Raw genomic sequence first — 18,521 nt, forward strand, 5'->3', positions numbered from 1 at the left:
GTAGGGGGCTCAGACGGGGTAATAGCGGCTGATGGTGTCGACCACGCAGCCAGGGCGTTCCTCACCTTCGATCTCGACGCTGACGCGGATGGTCGCCTGAACGCCGCCTTTCACTTCCTCGACCGCGACCAGTTGCGCGCTGCCTCGAACCCGCGAGCCGACGCGGACGACGGCGGGAAAGCGCACCCGCTCACAGCCGTAATTGACGCCCATGGCCAGGCCACGAACTTCGACAATCTGCGGCAGGAACAGATTGACCAGTGACAGGCTCAGGTAACCGTGGGCAATGCAGGTGCCAAATGGCCCGTTGGCCGCCTTCACTGGATCGACGTGAATCCACTGGTGATCACCGGTGGCGTCGGCAAACAGATTGATCCGGTCCTGATCCACTAACAGCCAATCGCTGACGCCAAGCCCTTGGCCAACGGCTTCGAACAGGGCCATCGGCGTGTCGAAAATACGCGGCATGCTCAAGCCCTCTGACTGGACACCGACAACACTTCGCCGGTCATGTAGGAGCTGTAGTCGCTGGCCAGGAACATCATCACGTTGGCCACTTCCCAGACTTCGGCGGCACGGCCAAAGGCTTCATTGGCGGCCAGTTGATCGAGCACGGCCTGGGGCGCGGATTTGCGCAGGAAATCGTGCAGGGCGATGCTCGGGCTGACCGCGTTGATGCGGATGCCATGGTCGGCGGCTTCCACCGCCGCGCAACGGGTCAAGGCCATCACGCCGGCCTTGGCGGCGGCGTAGTGCGCCTGTTCCTTCTGCGCGCGCCAGCCCAGCACCGAGGCGTTGTTGACGATGACCCCGGCCCGGCGCTCGATCATTTTCGGCAGCATGGCGCGGGTCATGCGCATGGTGCCGGTGAGCGTCACATCGATGACCCGATTCCACTCTTCGTCAGGCATGTCCACCAGCAAACGCGAGCCGCCGAGGCCAGCGTTGTTGATCAGCACATCGACGCCTTGCAGGTCGCGCTCGGCGCTGGCCACCAGCTGCTGCACCTGGGCTTCATCGGTGACATTGCACACTTGGCCGAACACCTGTTGCAGGCCCGTGGCCTGGCGGATTTTCAGCACCGCCTCGGCCAACCGGCCTTCGTGGATGTCACTGACCATCAGTGCGCGGCAACCTTCTTCGGCGGCGCGCACGGCGGCGGAAAAGCCGATCCCGGCCCCCGCCGCCGCAGTGATCAGCACCGACTTGCCGCGCAGCAGGCCGCGACCTTCAACATATTGAGGTACAGACATGGAGGCTCTCCTTTCAGGTACGCGCACGCGGTTCCTTGGGCATGCCCAAGGCGCGTTCGGCGATGATGTTGCGCTGGATTTCGTTGCTGCCGCCGTAGAGGGTGTCGGCGCGGCTGAACAGGTACAGCGACTGCAAACGGGTCAGTTGGTAAGGTGCGGCTTCGAGCAGTTCCGCTTCGGCGCCGAGCACGTCCATCGCCAACTTGCCGAGGCTGGCGTGCCAGGTGGACCAGAACAGCTTGTAGATGGTTGCCTCTTTGCGCAGCGACCCGTCCTGCTCACCGGAAAGCATGCGCAGCGAGTTGTAGCGCATGATCCGCAGCCCGCTCCAGGCCTCGGCCAGACGCTGGCGCAGGATCGGATCGCGGTCCGCGCCATTGGCCTTGGCGATGGCGATGATTTCGTTCAGCTCGTTCTGGAACTGCATCTGCTGGCCGAGGGTCGAGACACCGCGCTCGAACCCCAGCAGCGCCATGGCAATCTTCCAGCCGTCGCCCGGTGCGCCAATGATGTTGGCAGCGTCAGTGCGAGCGTCGTCAAAGAACACTTCGTTGAATTCCGAGGTACCGGTCAGCTGCTCGATGGGGCGAACGGTGATTTCAGCCTGGGCCATGGGCACCAGCAGGAACGACAGGCCTCGATGGCCGACGCTGCCCGGCTCGGTGCGGGCAATGACAAAGCACCAATCCGACTCGTGGGCCAGGGAAGTCCAGACTTTCTGGCCGTTGATCACCCACCGGCCAGTCGCTTCATCCAGCACGGCGCGAGTCTTGACGTTGGCCAGGTCCGAACCCGCGCCCGGCTCGGAATAGCCCTGGCACCAGAACTCGGTGCCACTGACGATGCCCGGCAGAAAACGCTGTTGCTGCTCGACTGTGCCGAAGGCGGCGATGGTTGGCCCGGCCAAGCCTTCGCCGATATGCCCCATGCGCCCGGGGCCACCGGCGCGGGCATACTCTTCGTGGAAAATCACTTGCCGGGTGATCGAAAGGCCGCGTCCACCGTGTTCCGGCGCCCAACCGACACAGGTCCAGCCGCCCTCGGCGAGTTTGCGTTCCCAGGCTTTGCGCTCCTCGGGAAACATGTGCTCGTCCCCCGGTCCACCGCGAAAGCGCAGGGGCTCGAATTCACCGCAAAGGTTGGCGCTCATCCAGTCGGCGACTTCCTGGCGGAAGCGCTCGTCCTGCTCGCTGAAACTGATTTTCATGGCTGCTCCCCGAGAATCACCGTGGCAATGCGCTCGCGGTGCCAGGCCGGTCGCCCGAGAAAGCTTTCGCTGGCGCGGGCACGCTTGAAATAGAGGTGCGGATCGTATTCCCAGGTGAAGCCGACGCCGCCGTGCAACTGGATCGATTCGGCGGCGCAGTGGAAATAGGTTTCCGAGCACTGCGCCTTGGCCAGTGCCGCCGCCAGCGGCAGTTCGGCGGCTACCTGAGGGTCGCCCTGCGGGTCAAGGACTTCCTGAGCCACGCAAGCCGCGTAGTAGCAGGCCGAACGGGCACATTCGACCTGCAGCATCATGTCGGCGGCGCGGTGTTTGAGGGCCTGGAAACTGGCGATGGGACGGCCGAACTGCTGGCGTTCCTGCATGTAGGCCACGCTGAGGTCGAGCACCTGCTGCGCGCCGCCGGTCTGTTCGGCGGCCAGGCCGATGCAGGCCAGTTGCAGGACTCGCTCCAGGTGCGGCCACCCCGTGCCGAACTCGCCGAGCAGGCAGTCGGCGCCCACGTACAGGCCCTTGAGATGAATCCGTGCCTGCCGTCGGGTCTGGTCCATGGTCGGCAGCTTCTGCCGCTCAATCCCGGCTTGCTGCGCGTCCACGGCGAACAGGCTGATACCCGCCTCGCCGGTGCTTCCAGGCGTTCGCGCCGCGATGATCAAGAGGTCGGCGCCATGGCCATCGATGACATGCTTGAGGGTGCCGTCGAGCACGAAACCTTCGCCCTCGACCACTGCGGTCGCTTGAACATCCTGCGCCGCCCAACCGTTGCCACTGCCAAAGGCCAGCGTTGCGGTCAGGCTGCCGTCGGCGATAGCGGACAGCCAACGTTGCTTTTGTGTGTCATTGGCTGCCAGCAACAGTGCAGGCGTGGCCATGCAGGCCGTGGCAAAGAACGGCGAGCACAGCAAGCGCCGGCCCATCTGTTCCAGCAGGATCGCCAGTTCGACGAAGCCAAGGCCTAGCCCACCGTAAGCTTCGGGGATGTGAATCGCTGGCCAGTACATTTCCTGGCACAGACGCTGCCAGAGGGCTTCATCGAAACCTCGCTCACTGACCATGGCCGCGCGCACGGCGGCCGAATCCGATACATCGGCGAGAAAACCTTCGGCCGATGCACGGATCATTTCCTGTTCGTCGCTGAATGCAAACTCCATCGCGGCGCCTTCTGCTCGTTTCGCGGGGCGCGCGTGGCGCAGCACCCCTTTGAGCATGAAGTTTGGCGCCGCCCGGAGGCGGTAGAATCGTTAGCCTTGCCTAGTCCGAACGGGCGATGTGCGACCGGTCAGCGGCACGCATCGCCCATGTGCACCAGGAGTGCTGCACGACCGGGCTTGAGGTACGGGTTGATTTCGCCGACCTTGCACGCATCCAGGCCTTGCAGTTGCGGGTCGAGGGGTTCCTGCACGAACAACAGCCCTGTCGGGCGGGAACCGGCTTGCAACTGCGCATCCGACAAAGGTGCTACCGGCCGCCCCATGTAATAGACCAGGCGGATATCCGGCTCACCGACCGTGTAAGCCTTCTGGCCCGGCTGCCCGCTTGCCAGCGTGGCGACCTGCTCCAGCCCCCCCACACGATGAGACAACACCCTAGCTTCGACGAACATGTAGAACACCACGAACCCGGCGAGCATCACGCCGGGCACGACGGCCAGGACAGCGCGCCAGCGCCCCTTCATATCATCGAGCAGCGCCGACCAGTGCATGGCCAGCAGCAACGCCATGGACGGGTAAACCGGCAACAAGTACTTGCCATGTTTTTCGGTGAACAGGGAAAACACCACCAGTGGCAGCAGGCTGCAACACAGCAGCATGGCGGCTTCGCGGCGCGCGCGGATCATTGCCCAGAACCTGCGCGGCTGCACAAACACGATCAGCCAGAACGGAAAGAAATCACCGGCCAGGTACAACAGATAGGCGTACCAGGCCTCGGCGCCCTGCCCGTCGATCTTCTTCACAATGTCTTCGTTGATGATCGACGCCCAGATGCCCCAGCCCTGATTCAGGGACACGGCCACGTACCAGGAGCTGCCCAGCGCCACGGCAATCAGCCAGCCCCAACCGTCACACAGCCAGGCTTTGGCCCGGGCATCGCGATAGATCAGTGCATACAGCAGCACCGGTGCCGTTACCCACAGCAGGCAAACCGGCCCCTTGGTCAGCAGCGCGCAGCCTAAAAGCATGTAGCTGAACCGGCTCCACGCGACCCGACCCTGCCGGAAAATAAACTGCCAGGCCGCCAGCAAGGCGCCGAAGCACAGCAAGGTCAGCAGCATTTCGATTTCCGAGCGCCGGGCAAACAGACTGAAAGCGCCATTGGCCGCCAGAAACACCACGGCGAACAATCCGGCCTGGCGCCCCGCTTGCTTCACGCCGTACAGATAGGTGGCGATACAGCACAAGGTCGCGGCCAACGCCGATGGCAAGCGCACGCTCCACTCGGACAGGCTGCCCAGCACGGCCGTTGAAACCAGCCCCGCCCAGTAGAAGAACGGAGGCTTGGACAGGTACAACTCACCGTTCATGTAAGGCAGCAACCAGTTCCCGGCCTCACGCATTTCACGCACGGTCACGGCCCGACGGGCCTCGTTGACACTCAGGAACGGCACGCTGCCCAGCCCCCAGAAAAACAGCAGGGCAATGGCAATGGCAGTGAGCAAGGCGATATTGCGGTTCGAGATTTGACTCAGGCTTGCCTTCATCAGGGTTTTCCCACGCCAGCTATCTGAGTGTTCCGCGATTTGCTGAAGCGGTAGAACAGGTTCGGCTCGCAGACGATATACAACTCTCCATCGGCATCCATGGTCATCCCTTCGGCACCCAACAGGGTTCGCTTGAGATCGCCCGCCTGCTTGCGCAGGGAAAGAATGCTGACGAAGTTGCCCTTCTCATCCAGCTCGGTGACGTTGCTGGACTCCTCGCTGAGCAACAACAGGTGCCCGGTCTTCGGATCGTAGTAGCCCTCGGAAAGGTCACGGCTGAAAACGCTCCGGTCGACCCAGGACGTCAGGTCCTTGATGCGGATCTGCAAGGGACCGCCCATGGAAGCCAGCATGCCGGTGACCGAGTACAGTTGCCGGGGCTCGCGCTCCTTGACGGCGAAAATGCGATCGTTGGCCGCATCGTACGTCACGCCCTCGAACCCTTTGTTGTGGTCGCTGAGGTTGACGCCAATGGCGAGAAACTGTGCCTGTTCAACATGGATGGGCGACGGGGTATCCGGCAAGGTGATGATGTCCAGTTGCTGCAATCGCTCATCGGCGATCACCACCCGCCCACCACCGATGTACGCAATGCCTTCGGTGTCTTCGAACCCGACCAGCGGGTACCGCCCGAGCAAATCACCGTCACGACTCAGTGCCAGAATCTGCATGGGTGAACCATTGGTGATGCCCAGCAGCCGGTCGCGATCAAAGTCGTAGGCGATGCCGGACAAATCGGTGACCCCCTTGATGCGCTTACCCTGGATGACAGCCTTGAAATCCGGCAGCCAAATATTTTTGTCAGGCGCCTGATTGCCAGGCCACTTGTTGTGCAGGTGTCCGTACAACTGCGAGTACACGACAGATCGGGCACCGGTGGCGAACAACAGAACCAAGGCAATGATGACAATGAGCAATCCAGCCTTTCTTGCTTTACTCATGCTTTTTCTCGATCCCAGTCAAAACGAAAAACATGGTCAGGCTGACCCGGATGGCATTGGCCGTTATCGGCATCAGCCCCGACGATCGACCATTGCGCACGGGATGTTTCGCCCAGCTCATGGGCGGCCTCTGGCTTGAAGCACCGGTTCAGCAACTCATCCGGGACCAGGGCATAGGCCTTGGGGTTCTGGCGCAACCATTGCGCCGCCTGCTCGACCGTCGAGTCAGCCATGCCGAAGTGCACGATCGGTTGGCGAGCGAACAGCCAGTGCCCTTCGCGCCAGTTCACCAGGACCAGGTCGGCGCCATGGGTCATGGTCGACGCCTGCGCCATGATCGCTTCATGGGGATTGGCGCCGTCCTTGATCGGCTCGATGAAGCCCCGGGCGAACCACAGCACGAACCAGCTCACCACCAGTGCCGGGAAGACTCGACGCAGCCGCGGGCGCTGACGGAACCAACGCTGCAGCAGCCAGGGGATCAGTGGTGCGGCCGCCAGCACCAGGCCAGGCAGCGCCGGGTAGATGTACAACTTGCGCTTGCCGGCGCTGATGCAAAAGAACAGCACCACCAACGCTACCCAGGCGAGCAGCACCAGCACCCGGCCATCGCGCTTTTGCAGCTGCCTGCGCCACGCAGGCACCAGCCATGGCAGCACCAGGACCAGCGGCAGCCAATACTGCGGGATGACGTTGGTAAAGAAGTACCAGAACGGCTCGCGGTGATCCCACGCGGCGGCGTAGCGCCCGGCGGTCTGGCGCAGGAGGATTTCCCGCGCATAGGCGATTTCGTCAGCGCCGCCATTCAACAAAATGGACAAGGTCAGTGGCAGCAACCAGATGCCGATGGCCGCCAGCATCACCGCCAACCCCAGCAGCCACTTGCGCGCCTCCCCCGGCATCGCGACTACGCCGGGCCAGCCCTTGCGTACCGCATAGGCGTACGGGATCAACAGCAGCGCCGGAAGAAAGCCCACGCCCTTGGTGATCACGCCGATGCCCATGGCCGCGCAGCCGACGTAAAACCAGCGCCACGCCGGACCGAGCAGCAAATGACGCGTCAGCCCGTACAGGCCCAGGGTGGTGAACAGGATCAGAAAGCTGTCGATCTGTCCGGTGCGCAGGATGCTGTAGGTCTGGTAGGTCGCCAGGTACAAGAGCGCCGCCGTGCGCCCGATGCGCTGAGTCCATAGCCGCCACCCCAGGTCATAGACCATCGCGGTGACAGTCACCGCCGAGAACAGGCCCGGCAGGTACAGGGCAAGGTTGGGTTTGCCGGTCAACCAGGCAAAGAACGCCACCGTCCACATGAAGATCGGCGGCTTGTCACCGTAGATTTCCCCGGCGCGGTGCGGGATCAGCCAGGCGCCGTGGTGCAACATTTCCAGGGCGACGCCGAGGAAACGTTCTTCATCGACGTTCTGCGCCTGGCGCAAGCCCAGGCCTGCGCCGACCAACAGCAAGGCGAGCAGCATCAAGCCCAGGCATTCAATCCCGGGCGATAGCAATCGACGCATGATTTATTCCTTGAGTTTTTTGCTTTTGGCAATCAATTGCAGGTTGCGCAGATAGACGATCGAGCCGAAGGCTTGCCCTGCAATGAACACCGGGTCTTCACGGTAAATGGCATAGGCCAGCAGCAAGGTGCTGCCAACGATGCTCAGGTACCAGAAGTTGGTCGGAATCACGCTGCGTTTCTTGTATTCGCTGTACAGCCACTGCAGGACGAAGCGGCCGGTAAACGCGACTTGCCCGGCAAAACCGATCACCAGCCACAACGTTTCGCGGGTCAGGATCATGCTTCGATCTCCTGGGCGATGGTGTTCAGCCGCGTACGCTTGATCAGCCACCAGACACCGATCAGGTCGAGGATGCCCACCAGGGCGCGGTCGAGGTTGCCGTACTTGGACACCCCGGCGGTGCGGGGCCGGTGATTGACCGGATGGACGATCATTCGGCCGTTGTGGCGCTGGATCAGCGCCGGAATGTAGCGGTGCATGTGGTCGAAATATGGCAGGCGCAAAAAAGCCGCCCGTTCGATCAGTTTCAATCCGCAGCCGGTGTCCGGGGTGGCGTCTTTCAGCAGGCGGCTACGCAGGTTGTTGGCGAAGCGCGAGGCCCAACGCTTGCTCGCCGAATCGCGACGATTGACCCGATGGCCGGCCACCAGTTGCACATCGATCATGCCCGTCTCGCCGCGCACCAGCGCGAGCATGCCGGGGATGTCCGCCGGGTCGTTCTGGCCGTCGCCATCAAGGGTGGCCAGCCACTGCCCGCGGGCTTCCTGTGCCGCGTGATACAGCGAAGTGCTTTGCCCCAGCGAACGCTCATGACGCAGGATGCGCAAGGTATCCAGGCCGTCGTAGCGGATTTGCCGCAGTTCGTGCAAGGTGGCATCGGTGCTGCCATCGTCGACCACGATGATCTCGTAAGCCTCATCGGCCAGAGCCACACGAATTTCCTCGAGCAAGGGCTTGAGGTTGTTCGCTTCGTTTTTCGCTGGAATCAGCACTGATACAAAAATGTCCTGGCTCATGGAGCTCACTCGTTCTTATTAGATTTAAATAATCAGGGGCCAATACTTACAGCCGATAAAACTGCCGATACCAACTGACAAATTCCGCCACGCCCTTGGCGACCGCCACCTGCGGGCGGAAGTCGATCCACTCGGTCAGCGCCGTGACATCGGCCCAGGTCTTGACCACGTCGCCGGCTTGCAGCGGCATGAAATTGCGAATGGCCTGTACATCAAGCGCTGACTCCAGGCAGTCGACGAAATCCAGCAGGGCCACGGGCTGGCCGCGCCCGATATTGAACAGCCGATTGACACCTTCGCCGTGGTTTTTCGGGACCGGCGGGCGGGTGCGCAGGCGGACGATGCTTTCGACGATGTCATCGATGTAGGTGAAATCCCGCGCCATCTGCCCCTGGTTATAGATGTCGATGGGCAAACCCTTGAGCATCGCCTCCGTAAACTTGAACAACGCCATGTCCGGCCGACCCCAGGGTCCGTACACCGTGAAAAAGCGCAGGCCACTGGCCTTGAGTCCGTACAGGTGGCAATAGCTGTGGGCCATTAATTCATTGGCGCGCTTGCTGGCCGCGTACAGCGAAATCGGCTGTTCGACCGGGTCTTCGACGCAGAACGGAATTTTACTGTTGGCGCCGTACACCGAACTGCTCGACGCATAGATCAGATGCCCGGAGCGGTGCTGCCGACAGGCTTCCAGCACGTTGAGGAAACCCACCAGGTTGGATTGGCCATAGACATCGGGGTTGTCCAGCGAGTAGCGCACCCCCGCCTGGGCGGCCAGATGCACCACGTCGGTGAAGCGATGCTCACCGAACACGGCCATGAGGGCCGGTTTGTCCACGAGGTCGATTTTTTCGAAACGAAAACCTGGCAAGGCCTCCAGTTCCTTGAGTCGCGCCTGCTTGAGCGATACGTCGTAGTAGTCGTTGAGGTTGTCGATCCCCACCACATCATGGCCGTCCTGACACAAACGTCGGGCCACATGAAAACCAATGAAACCGGCGGCGCCGGTGACCAAAACAGTCATGCCCCATGTACCTCGACCAGCACAGTGTGCCGGGCCAAAAACAACGTCCGCCCCATGCCCTGCCCCATATCCCAAAAATAAAGCCGGTGACGTTGTCCGATGCGCAAGACACGCGGCATCCCACCATGAAGAGCTGCTGAGCGCAGCCTGCATACGGTGCCGGGCAAACTGTAAAAAAGTCGTTAACAATTCGTTCAGGCTTCGTTCAGGTTTTCAGCGCAAACGGTCACGTGGTGCAACGATTTGTATTGCCATTGCCGCGCGCCAATCTAAAGTGCATCCACGACAGCGAAAAACATGAATCCGCTAAGGACGCAGAACCATGACCACCGAGCAAGAAACGACCTTCGACGAACCACGCCTCAACAGCACCGAAATCCGCATCCTGGGTTCGTTGATCGAGAAACAGGCCACCAGCCCGGAAACCTATCCGCTGACCCTCAATGCGCTGGTGATCGCCTGCAACCAGAAAACCAGCCGCGAACCGGTGATGAACCTGACCCCGGGTCAGGTCGGCCAGAGCTTGCGCGCCCTCGAAGGACGCGGTTTCGCCAAACTGGTGATGGGTAGCCGCGCCGATCGCTGGGAGCACAAGGTCGACAAGGCCCTGGAACTGGTGCCCGCCCAGGTCATTCTGATGGGGCTGCTGTTTCTGCGCGGCCCGCAAACCGTCAACGAGCTGCTGACCCGCAGCGGGCGCATGCATGATTTCGAAGATACCGAGCAGGTCGTGCATCAGCTTGAGCGCTTGATTGCCCGGGATCTGGCACTGCTGATTCCGCGCCAGGGCGGTCAGCGCGAAGACCGCTACATGCATTCACTGGGCGATCCGGCGGACATCGAAGTGATCCTCGCGGCGCGGCAGAACCCGGTGGAGCGCAGCGGTGGCAGCGGGGTTTCGGTGGAGCGGATCGAGGAACTTGAAGCACGGATCGCGGCGCTGGAGGAGCGGTTGGCGCGATTGGAGTGACGAAACAATGTGGGAGCGAGCCTGCTCGCGAAGACGGAGTATCAGACACCATTGACGTGACTGACAGGCCTCTTTCGCGAGCAGGCTCGCTCCCACAAGGGTTTTGTGGTGTTTGTTGTTACTCCCCCTCCCAGTAATCCACCCCATCCTCTTGCCGGGCCACGGCGACGAACCCTGTGGCATTGCCATCGGCATCGACTTTGAAGTCTTCCATTACCGCGTACTTGCCAGAGTCGGGGTACTCGCAGATGTCCGGTGATTGCTGGGTGCTGACCGCCAGGTAGCGCAGTTCGGCTTGGCTGGTATTGATGATCTGGTGCGCCTTTTCCGGACCGCCCGCCGGGCAGGCAATCACGTCGCCGGCACGAATCGGAAAACGCTCGGCACCGAGCCGCACCTCGCCCTCCCCGGCCACGACATAGAACATTTCTTCGTTGACCCGATGGCTGTGAAACGGACTACCGCGCATCCCCGGTTCCAGTGCGTACAAGCGATAACCGAGCTTCTGCGCCCCCAGTTGCTGGCCGATGCGAGCCTGGCGCTGCCGATAGCGACCGGCGGTTTCACCGGTCGGGGCAAAGGCTTCGGGCAACGGCTCAAGTTCGACCTGATCCAGATTGAGAATCGGTGGATGCATGGAAACCTCGGTCACGGTGATTGTTGTGGGTGGGCAAGACTTTGCTTGCTGGCCAGCAGTATAGGCCGGGGTCTATCTGCAAGACCGAGTCGCCCCCATCGCGGGCAAGCCCGCTCCCACAGAGATTTGTGGTGTTCACATAACCTGTGGGAGCGAGCCCGCTCGCGAAGAGTTCAGTACAGCCAGCCAATAACCTGAGGATCAACTCCGGGCAAACGCCACCGCCGCCTGAAACTGCTCCTGCGTCGGCCGTACACCGGTGTACAGCACGAATTGCTCAAGTGCCTGGATGGCAATCACTTCCAGCCCGGTAATCACTTGCTTGCCTTCGGCACGCCCCTGCACGATCAACGGCGTTTCCGAGGGAATCGCTACCACATCGAAGACAATATCCGCAGCCTTGATCACGTCACCCGCAAACGCCAGTTGACCGGCCTCCGGCCCGCCATCCATGCCCACCGGGGTGACGTTGACCAGCATCTGCGGGCGCCGGCCACCGAGTTCCGCTTGCCATTCATATCCCAGTGAATCGGCCAGCGCCCGGCCAGCTTGCTCGTTTCGCGCCACGATCAAGCCATTCTTGTAGCCACCATCGCGCAAGGCACTGGCCACGGCCTTGGCCATGCCGCCGCTGCCACGCAGGGCGAAGGTGATGTCCCTGGGCACCGCGTGGGTTTCCAGCAACTGAGCGATGGCGATGTAGTCAGTGTTGTAGGCCTTGAGATGGCCCTGGGTGTTGACGATCGTATTGATCGACTGGATAGCGGCGGCCGATGCATCCAATTCATCGACCAGGGCAATGCAGGCCTCCTTGAACGGCATCGACACGCCGCAGCCGCGAATCCCAAGCGCGCGAATGCCACCCACCGCACCCGGCAAATCCTGGCTGCTGAAGGCTTTGTAGTAGAAATTCAGGCCCAATTGCTCATACAGATGATTGTGAAATCGCAGGCCGAAGTTCCCGGGGCGCCCGGAGAGGGACATGCATAACTGGGTGTCTTTGTTCGGATTCATCTGCATGCGGATCTCCTTGCAATGCACTTTCGGATGGACGGGATTAGTCGCCCAACCAGTTCTGATCGATCATATTCCTGTGCCTGCCGGTGGCCTCACAAGACCGTAAGCAAACCGGTACAGACCTTACACAAAATTTACCCAACGGCTGTGCTGATTCTCAAAAAAAAGCTGTCTTAGATGTATCCCCGCGACAATCCTTGGGTCTATTGCAGACACAAGCGCCGGGGCGATGAACCGAGGTACTATCATGATCCGTAAAGTCCCCACAGTTGCTCTGCTGATCGGTGCTCTGGCTATCACAGGGCAGGTGCAAGCCCACGGTGGTGGTAATGACGCGGCGGTTTTTGGAGCGATCGTCGGGACGGCCATCGTCGGCTCAGCCCTGATCAACGCCAACCGGCCGGTGTATGTCGCGCCACAACCGGTCTACGCCCCTCCGGCACCGGTTTATTACGCACCGCCACCACCGGTTTACTACCAACCGGCCCCGGTGTACGTGCAACAACCGATCTACTACCGTCCGGCACCGATCTACTATGGTCCGCCCCGTGGTTATTACGGCCCAGCACGCGGTTACTACGGTCCACCCCATGGTTATGGTCGCTGGTAACCACGCAAAAGAGCCCCGCACGCGGGGCTTTTTTTGCTTTTGGTGAAGGCCATTATCGCCTTCGCGAGCGGGCTCGCTCCCACAGTGGACCGTGTTTCTTCAGGTACACACAGGCCACTGTGGGAGCGAGCCTGCTCGCGATGGACACCCAGTCAACGCGGGCATTCAGATAGCCCGCGTTATCGTTGACGACCATCGCGAGCGAGCTCGCTCCTACAGGTATGGGTGCCGTTCGTCGGTGCAGGTCTGGATAAATCGTGTCGGTGTCGCAATCGGGATAGTTTCGGCTGGGGAAAACCGTCATGTTCATGTCATGTCAGATCCGCAAGCTTGAACCTGTCCGCCCACAACAGGTTGATAACAACAAGGACGCCCTCATGCCCACACAGAACCCGCACCGCATTGTCGGCCTGTGCACTTCCAGCAAGGTGTACAACGTCTTGACCGAGCTCAAGCAGCTGGAGGGACACCGCACCGCCAAGTTTCTCTCGTTGCTGACGCAAAACCTGGTGCGCAAAGGCCTGCTCAATGAGCAGGAAGTGGTGCATATGCTGGATCAGGTGGTCGACTGAGCGACAGACGGTCTTCTGGCCTCAACGGCGTCAATGACCACTATCGAAAACGGTGATTGTCGGAAAAATCGCCGGGGCCGTAACGTATCTCCATAGATTGCTGGAGGTACTCAAGATGTCTCAGGTTCAGATCATGTCCGTTATCGGCAGCGCCGTACCCGCCTCGCTCAGGGCGTCGGGCCTGCTTGCCTGCTGGTATCTGGTGCTGGACGGCGAACCGATCAGCGGTCCGCTCACTTCGCTGCCCGCCGCCCAAGCGATGTCGCAACAGGTCGCTGCGGGCAAGGCCGGCAAGCTCGACGCCTAAGGCAACTGAACCCGCGGCTTGGTTTCGAGGAAAATGTCCCAGCTCGACATGAACAGCGCCGCGATCAACGGGCCGATGACAAAACCGTTGAGCCCGAACACCGCCAGTCCGCCCAGGGTCGAAATCAGAATCAGGTAGTCCGGCATTTTCGTGTCCTTGCCCACCAGGATCGGGCGCAGCAGGTTATCCACCAGGCCGATCACGAACACCCCGAACAACCCCAGCACCACACCTTGCCAGATCGCCCCCGTAAACAGGAAAAACGCCGCCACCGGCGCCCAGACGATCCCCGCCCCCACCGCCGGCAATAGCGACAGAAACGCCATCAACACTGCCCACAGCACTACGCTTGGGATATCCAAAAACCAGAAAATCAAACCGCCCAATGCGCCCTGCGTGACCGCCACCAGCAGGTTGCCTTTCACCGTGGCCCTGACCACGCGATTGAACTTGAGCTGTAAACGACGCTTCTGCTGCTCCTCCAACGGGATGGCAGCGCGCACCTGGCGTGCGAGCTCCGCGCCGTCGCGCAGGAAAAAGAACAACAGGTACAGCATGATGAAGAAACTGACGATGAACTCGAACGTTCCCTGGCCGAAACTGAACGCCTGAGTCGCCAGCGCTTGCCCGCCAGACACCGCGCTCTTGATGATTTTCTCCCGCATACCCTCCAGCTCGCCCAAGCCAAAGCGATCCATTAAATGCTGGAAGTACGGCGGCAAGCTGTGCTTGAACTGCGCTACATAGCCGGCGATGTCCAGCTCACCGCTTTCAATGCGCTGGTACACCGCCGCCCCCTCCTGGACCAGCAGCGCGCTGATGATGATCACCGGCAGAATCGCGATGACCAGGCAGATGCTCAAGGTCAGCAGCGACGTCAGGTTGCGTTGCCAACCGAACTTCAACTGAAGTCGACGCTGCAGGGGCGCGAAGAGGATGCCGAGAATCACCGCCCAGAACACCGCGCCATAAAACGGCAGCAGGATCCAGATGAACGCGACACTCACCACGCCCAGCAGAATCGTCAGCGATCTGTCTTGCACGTTTTCTTCGTTCATGTCCGATCCACGCCAGTGCGCCGGGAGGCGAATGCCCGCCCTGATGCTTAGGCCACAACGGCTCGCGCGAGTGCCATCGATTTGTGCATCAAGCATAGATCCAGATCAATGAACCCTCGGGACAAGGCGTATACCCTGCGCGACTTTTGCGATCACACCCGCCATGAACCTCATTGCCCCCGAATTGCTCGCCCCCGCCGGCACCCTGAAAAACATGCGTTATGCCTTCGCCTATGGCGCCGATGCCGTCTATGCCGGCCAGCCGCGCTACAGCCTGCGGGTGCGCAACAACGAATTCGACCATGCCAACCTGGCCCTCGGTATTGCTGAGGCCCAGGCCCAGGGCAAGCGCTTCTATGTCGTGGTGAACATTGCGCCGCACAACGCCAAGCTCAAGACCTTCCTCAAGGACCTGGCACCCATCATCGCCATGGCGCCCGATGCCCTGATCATGTCCGACCCGGGCCTGATCATGCTGGTACGCCGGCACTATCCGCAGACACCGATTCACCTTTCGGTGCAGGCCAACACAGTGAACTGGGCGAGCGTCGAGTTCTGGCAGCAACAGGGCCTGAGCCGGATCATCCTGTCGCGGGAACTGTCGCTGGAAGAAATCGCCGAGATCCGCCAACAGGTCCCGGCCATGGAACTGGAAGTGTTTGTTCACGGCGCGTTGTGCATGGCTTATTCAGGTCGCTGCCTGCTGTCGGGCTATATCAACAAGCGCGATGCCAATCAGGGCAGTTGCACCAACGCCTGCCGCTGGAAGTATTCGGCACAGGAGGCCACGCAGGATCAGCACGGCGAGATCGTCCAGCAATACCAGCCGGAACCGACCCTGGGCATCGGCACTCCCACCGAACAAGTGTTCCTGCTGGAGGAAGCCAATCGCCCGGGCGAGTTGATGCCGGCCTTCGAAGACGAACACGGCACCTACATCATGAACGCCAAGGACCTGCGAGCCGTGCAACATGTCGAGCGCCTGACGCAGATGGGGGTGCACTCCCTGAAAATCGAAGGGCGAACCAAATCGCACTTTTATTGCGCGCGAACCACCCAGGTTTATCGCCGGGCGATCGACGACGCAGTGGCAGGCCGCGAGTTTGACCGCAGCCTCATGACGGACCTGGAATCCCTCGCCCAGCGCGGCTACACCGAAGGTTTCCTGCGCCGGCACGTGCACGACGAATACCAGAACTACCAGCACGGCAGCTCGGTGTCGGAGCGACAGCAGTTTGTCGGCGAACTGACCGGCGAGCGACGGGATCGTTTGGCGGAAGTGAAGGTGAAAAACCGCTTTGCCCTGGGCGACCACATGGAACTCATGACCCCCAAGGGCAACTTCCATTTCGACCTGCATCAATTGCAAAACGCTAAAGGAGAGCTGATCGAGGTGGCACCGGGGGACGGGCATACGGTGTATCTGCCGATACCGGATGCGGTGGATTTGGATTTTGGATTGTTGATGCGGGATGTGGGTGTGACCTGACACCTGTAGGAGCGAGCCTGCTCGCGAAAAACGCCCAGACAGCGCGGTCACGTAGACAGTACGCGTTATCGTTGACGTCCATCGCGAGCAGGCTCGCTCCTACAGTTGATCGAATACCTAACTAGGCGAACTCTTCGCGCAACATTGCCACAAACGCCTCTCGCGCCGGGTGCACCCCGGCGTTTTCATGCCAGTAGAACAGGTTGTCGATCGCGGTCAGCTCGGGAAATTCGTAGCCGACGCAACCGGCGCCCTTGGCGTACTGATCGAACACCCCTTTTGGCACCAGCGCCACACCGGCCCCGGCGCTGACGCAGCCGACAATCGCGCCATAACTGGCCAGGCTGACGATCGGCAACGCCTGGCCCTGACGCAACAACCAATGCTCCAGCGCCGCCCGATACGGACAACCCTGGGGCCACATGAACACGGTCTTGTCCTGCAGATCGGTCATGTCGCGCACCGGACCGAGGGAGCTCGACGCAATCAGCAACAGGTCCTCGCGGTACATCGGTGTGCGCTTGAGGTGCGAACGCTCGACATCCACCGCCACGATGGCGCCGTCGAGGCTATGGCTCAGGGTGTCATCCAGCAACTGGCCCCAGGAGCCGGTGGTCAGCTCCAGCGCCACGGCCGGGAATCGCTTGTGGAATTTCGCCAGCAAGCGTGGCAAGCGGCCGGTGGCCGAAGACTCGATGGCGCCGATGCGCAACGGCCCGGACGGTTCGGCGGACGGGTCCACCGCACGCTTGGCTTCGGCGGTCAGGGCCAGGATCTTCGAGGCGTAGGCCAGAAAGGTCTGCCCCGACGGGCTGATGCGCAGCCCGCGCCCCTCTCGCAGAAACAACGCGACGCCCAACTCCGACTCCAGCGCCTTGATCCGCGCCGTGATATTCGATGGCACGCAATGCAGCAACTCTGCGGCACGGGCGATACTGCCGATCTCGGCCACGGTCTTGAACATGCGAATCTGAGCCAGCTCCATATACATCACTCAAAGTGAATGGTTAGCGCAGTATAAGTCAGTTGTGGCGAACAGTCGGCATTCTGATACTCAGTGCACCTGCCTGTCGGTGCTCGACCATGAACGACCTCACGCCCTCCTCCGCTTCCTCCTTGAAAATCATCCTGGCCACGGCCTTCGTCGTGGCCTGCTGGGGTTACTCCCCGACCGGCATCCACATCGGCTTGCAGGCCTACGACCCCGTGCACCTGGCATTGCTGCGCTTCCTGCTGGCGTCGCTGTTCATGGCCGTGGTTGCGCTGTTCAGGGGCATTCGCCTGCCCAACCTTCGCGATGTACCGCTGCTGATGGGATTGGGTTTCTTTGCGGTGAGCCTGCATCACGTGGCGATCAACTTCGGCCAGCAGGGCGTCAGCGCTGGCGCCTCGAGCGTACTGGCACAGACAACGCCACTGTTCAGCACCTTGCTGGCGCGGTTTGTGTTCAAGGATCGCGTCAGCCTGTGGCGCTGGGGCTGCGTGATCCTCGGTTTGTTGGGTGTGCTGATTGTGGTCGCGGGCGACCACGGCCTGGGCAGCATCGATGCCCATGGCCTGTTGATCCTGTTGGCGGCGTTGTCCTGGAGCCTGTACTTCGCCCTGCAAAAGCACCATACCGGGCGTTACGACGGGTTGACGCTGGTGTGTTACACGGTCTGGTCGGGGACAGCGTTGTTGATGATTTTCCTGCCCGGACTGCTGGATCAAGTGACTCATGCCCCTTTGCGTGTGCAGTTCGCGGTGGTTGCCTTGGGGATTTTTCCAAGCGCCCTGGCCTACCTGGCCTGGGCCTATGTGCTGGCACATGTGGACCTGAGCCGGGCGACCATGACCTTATATCTGGTGCCGCCGACGGCGATGGCGATGGCGTCCGTGGGGCTGGGCGAACGGCCGACCTTGATGGTGGCAGTGGGCGCGGTGGTGGTGTTGATCAGTGTGCTGGCGTTGAATCTGGAGCGGCGGCCGGTGGTTCGGGTGGCGCGTACCTGACACAACGAAATCCCTTGTGGGGGGGGGGGGGGGGGGGGGGGGGGGGGGGGGGGGGGGGGCGAAGGGGGGGGGGGGGGGGGGGGGGGGGGGGGGGGGGGGGGGGGGGGGGGGGGGGGGGGGGTTGGTTGGTGGGTGTGTCGGGGGGTGCCAAGTTGGATTTTTGGTAATTGGTGGAGTTTTCTAAGTGCTTTG

At 61.5% G+C, this 18,521-nt stretch carries 20 protein-coding genes; 6 read left to right on the forward strand and 14 right to left on the reverse strand.

From position 1 onward, the window contains the following. Nucleotides 1-9: 9 nt before the first annotated feature. From ACSFE6_RS20160 to ACSFE6_RS20205, 10 genes are all read right to left on the reverse strand, one after another. Nucleotides 10-468 carry a MaoC family dehydratase gene (locus ACSFE6_RS20160; protein ID WP_435429231.1) on the reverse strand — a complete coding sequence of 153 codons (459 nt, stop codon included), beginning with the start codon at nt 466-468 and terminating at the stop codon, nt 10-12. Nucleotides 469-470: 2 nt separating this feature from the next. Then, on the reverse strand, nt 471-1,253 hold the full coding sequence (locus tag ACSFE6_RS20165) for an SDR family oxidoreductase (RefSeq protein WP_435429232.1): 783 nt from the start codon (nt 1,251-1,253) through the stop codon (nt 471-473). Between the two features lie 13 nt (nt 1,254-1,266). Next, nucleotides 1,267-2,460 carry an acyl-CoA dehydrogenase family protein gene (locus ACSFE6_RS20170; protein WP_435429233.1) on the reverse strand — a complete coding sequence of 398 codons (1,194 nt, stop codon included), beginning with the start codon at nt 2,458-2,460 and terminating at the stop codon, nt 1,267-1,269. Continuing rightward, complete coding sequence (locus ACSFE6_RS20175) at nt 2,457-3,629, reverse strand: acyl-CoA dehydrogenase family protein (RefSeq protein WP_435429234.1); 1,173 nt, start codon at nt 3,627-3,629, stop codon at nt 2,457-2,459. The genes ACSFE6_RS20170 and ACSFE6_RS20175 overlap by 4 nt, the downstream gene beginning before the upstream one ends. 128 nt (nt 3,630-3,757) lie before the next feature. After that, nucleotides 3,758-5,176: an ArnT family glycosyltransferase gene (locus ACSFE6_RS20180; protein ID WP_435429235.1), complete on the reverse strand. Its 1,419-nt coding sequence runs from the start codon at nt 5,174-5,176 to the stop codon at nt 3,758-3,760. Further along, the gene (locus tag ACSFE6_RS20185) at nt 5,176-6,117 is read right to left on the reverse strand and encodes an SdiA-regulated domain-containing protein (RefSeq protein WP_435429236.1); all 942 of its coding nucleotides are present in this window, start codon (nt 6,115-6,117) and stop codon (nt 5,176-5,178) included. The genes ACSFE6_RS20180 and ACSFE6_RS20185 overlap by 1 nt, the downstream gene beginning before the upstream one ends. Continuing rightward, complete coding sequence (locus ACSFE6_RS20190) at nt 6,114-7,634, reverse strand: ArnT family glycosyltransferase (protein ID WP_435429237.1); 1,521 nt, start codon at nt 7,632-7,634, stop codon at nt 6,114-6,116. The genes ACSFE6_RS20185 and ACSFE6_RS20190 overlap by 4 nt, the downstream gene beginning before the upstream one ends. 3 nt (nt 7,635-7,637) lie before the next feature. Beyond that, nucleotides 7,638-7,916 (reverse strand): lipid-A-disaccharide synthase N-terminal domain-containing protein, encoded by a 279-nt coding sequence (locus tag ACSFE6_RS20195; RefSeq protein WP_435429238.1) that lies wholly within the window; start codon nt 7,914-7,916, stop codon nt 7,638-7,640. Continuing rightward, nucleotides 7,913-8,653, reverse strand: coding sequence for a glycosyltransferase family 2 protein (locus tag ACSFE6_RS20200; RefSeq protein WP_435429239.1), 741 nt, complete (start codon nt 8,651-8,653; stop codon nt 7,913-7,915). Before ACSFE6_RS20200 ends, ACSFE6_RS20195 begins: the two co-directional genes overlap by 4 nt. A 46-nt stretch (nt 8,654-8,699) precedes the next feature. After that, nucleotides 8,700-9,677 carry an NAD-dependent epimerase/dehydratase family protein gene (locus ACSFE6_RS20205; RefSeq protein ID WP_435429240.1) on the reverse strand — a complete coding sequence of 326 codons (978 nt, stop codon included), beginning with the start codon at nt 9,675-9,677 and terminating at the stop codon, nt 8,700-8,702. Nucleotides 9,678-9,999: 322 nt separating this feature from the next. On the opposite strand from ACSFE6_RS20205, the gene ACSFE6_RS20210 reads away from it, so the two are divergent. Further along, nucleotides 10,000-10,647: a YceH family protein gene (locus ACSFE6_RS20210; protein WP_435429241.1), complete on the forward strand. Its 648-nt coding sequence runs from the start codon at nt 10,000-10,002 to the stop codon at nt 10,645-10,647. A gap of 118 nt (nt 10,648-10,765) precedes the next feature. On the opposite strand, the gene ACSFE6_RS20215 is transcribed toward ACSFE6_RS20210, so the two are convergent. Both ACSFE6_RS20215 and ACSFE6_RS20220 read right to left on the reverse strand, forming a co-directional pair. Next, nucleotides 10,766-11,284: a cupin domain-containing protein gene (locus ACSFE6_RS20215; protein ID WP_435429242.1), complete on the reverse strand. Its 519-nt coding sequence runs from the start codon at nt 11,282-11,284 to the stop codon at nt 10,766-10,768. Nucleotides 11,285-11,485: 201 nt separating this feature from the next. Further along, the gene (locus ACSFE6_RS20220; RefSeq protein ID WP_435429243.1) at nt 11,486-12,304 is read right to left on the reverse strand and encodes a shikimate 5-dehydrogenase; all 819 of its coding nucleotides are present in this window, start codon (nt 12,302-12,304) and stop codon (nt 11,486-11,488) included. Between the two features lie 244 nt (nt 12,305-12,548). Between ACSFE6_RS20220 and ACSFE6_RS20225 the strand changes: the two genes are divergently transcribed. The 3 genes from ACSFE6_RS20225 (at nt 12,549) to ACSFE6_RS20235 (ending at nt 13,790) form a co-directional block, all read left to right on the forward strand. Further along, the gene (locus tag ACSFE6_RS20225) at nt 12,549-12,911 is read left to right on the forward strand and encodes a hypothetical protein (RefSeq protein ID WP_435429244.1); all 363 of its coding nucleotides are present in this window, start codon (nt 12,549-12,551) and stop codon (nt 12,909-12,911) included. Between the two features lie 377 nt (nt 12,912-13,288). Further along, nucleotides 13,289-13,483 carry a hypothetical protein gene (locus ACSFE6_RS20230; protein ID WP_435429245.1) on the forward strand — a complete coding sequence of 65 codons (195 nt, stop codon included), beginning with the start codon at nt 13,289-13,291 and terminating at the stop codon, nt 13,481-13,483. A 115-nt stretch (nt 13,484-13,598) separates the two neighbouring features. Continuing rightward, a complete protein-coding gene (locus ACSFE6_RS20235; RefSeq protein WP_435429246.1) occupies nt 13,599-13,790 on the forward strand; it encodes a hypothetical protein in 192 nt (63 codons plus the stop codon). On the opposite strand, the gene ACSFE6_RS20240 is transcribed toward ACSFE6_RS20235, so the two are convergent. Continuing rightward, nucleotides 13,787-14,848 (reverse strand): AI-2E family transporter, encoded by a 1,062-nt coding sequence (locus tag ACSFE6_RS20240; RefSeq protein WP_435429247.1) that lies wholly within the window; start codon nt 14,846-14,848, stop codon nt 13,787-13,789. The genes ACSFE6_RS20235 and ACSFE6_RS20240 overlap by 4 nt on opposite strands. 163 nt (nt 14,849-15,011) lie before the next feature. Between ACSFE6_RS20240 and yegQ the strand changes: the two genes are divergently transcribed. Continuing rightward, nucleotides 15,012-16,337 carry a tRNA 5-hydroxyuridine modification protein YegQ gene (gene yegQ, locus ACSFE6_RS20245; protein WP_435429248.1) on the forward strand — a complete coding sequence of 442 codons (1,326 nt, stop codon included), beginning with the start codon at nt 15,012-15,014 and terminating at the stop codon, nt 16,335-16,337. Between the two features lie 121 nt (nt 16,338-16,458). Here the strand turns inward: yegQ and ACSFE6_RS20250 are convergent, their stop codons facing one another. Next, entirely contained in the window at nt 16,459-17,322 is an 864-nt protein-coding gene (locus ACSFE6_RS20250) for a LysR family transcriptional regulator (protein ID WP_435429249.1), read from the reverse strand. A 98-nt stretch (nt 17,323-17,420) separates the two neighbouring features. Here ACSFE6_RS20250 and ACSFE6_RS20255 point away from each other — a divergent pair, with 98 nt between their 5' ends. Continuing rightward, the gene (locus ACSFE6_RS20255) at nt 17,421-18,329 is read left to right on the forward strand and encodes a DMT family transporter (RefSeq protein WP_435429250.1); all 909 of its coding nucleotides are present in this window, start codon (nt 17,421-17,423) and stop codon (nt 18,327-18,329) included. Nucleotides 18,330-18,521 lie beyond the last annotated feature (192 nt).

The sequence above is a fragment of the Pseudomonas baetica genome (assembly GCF_051216495.1).
Taxonomy (GTDB): domain Bacteria; phylum Pseudomonadota; class Gammaproteobacteria; order Pseudomonadales; family Pseudomonadaceae; genus Aquipseudomonas; species Aquipseudomonas baetica_B.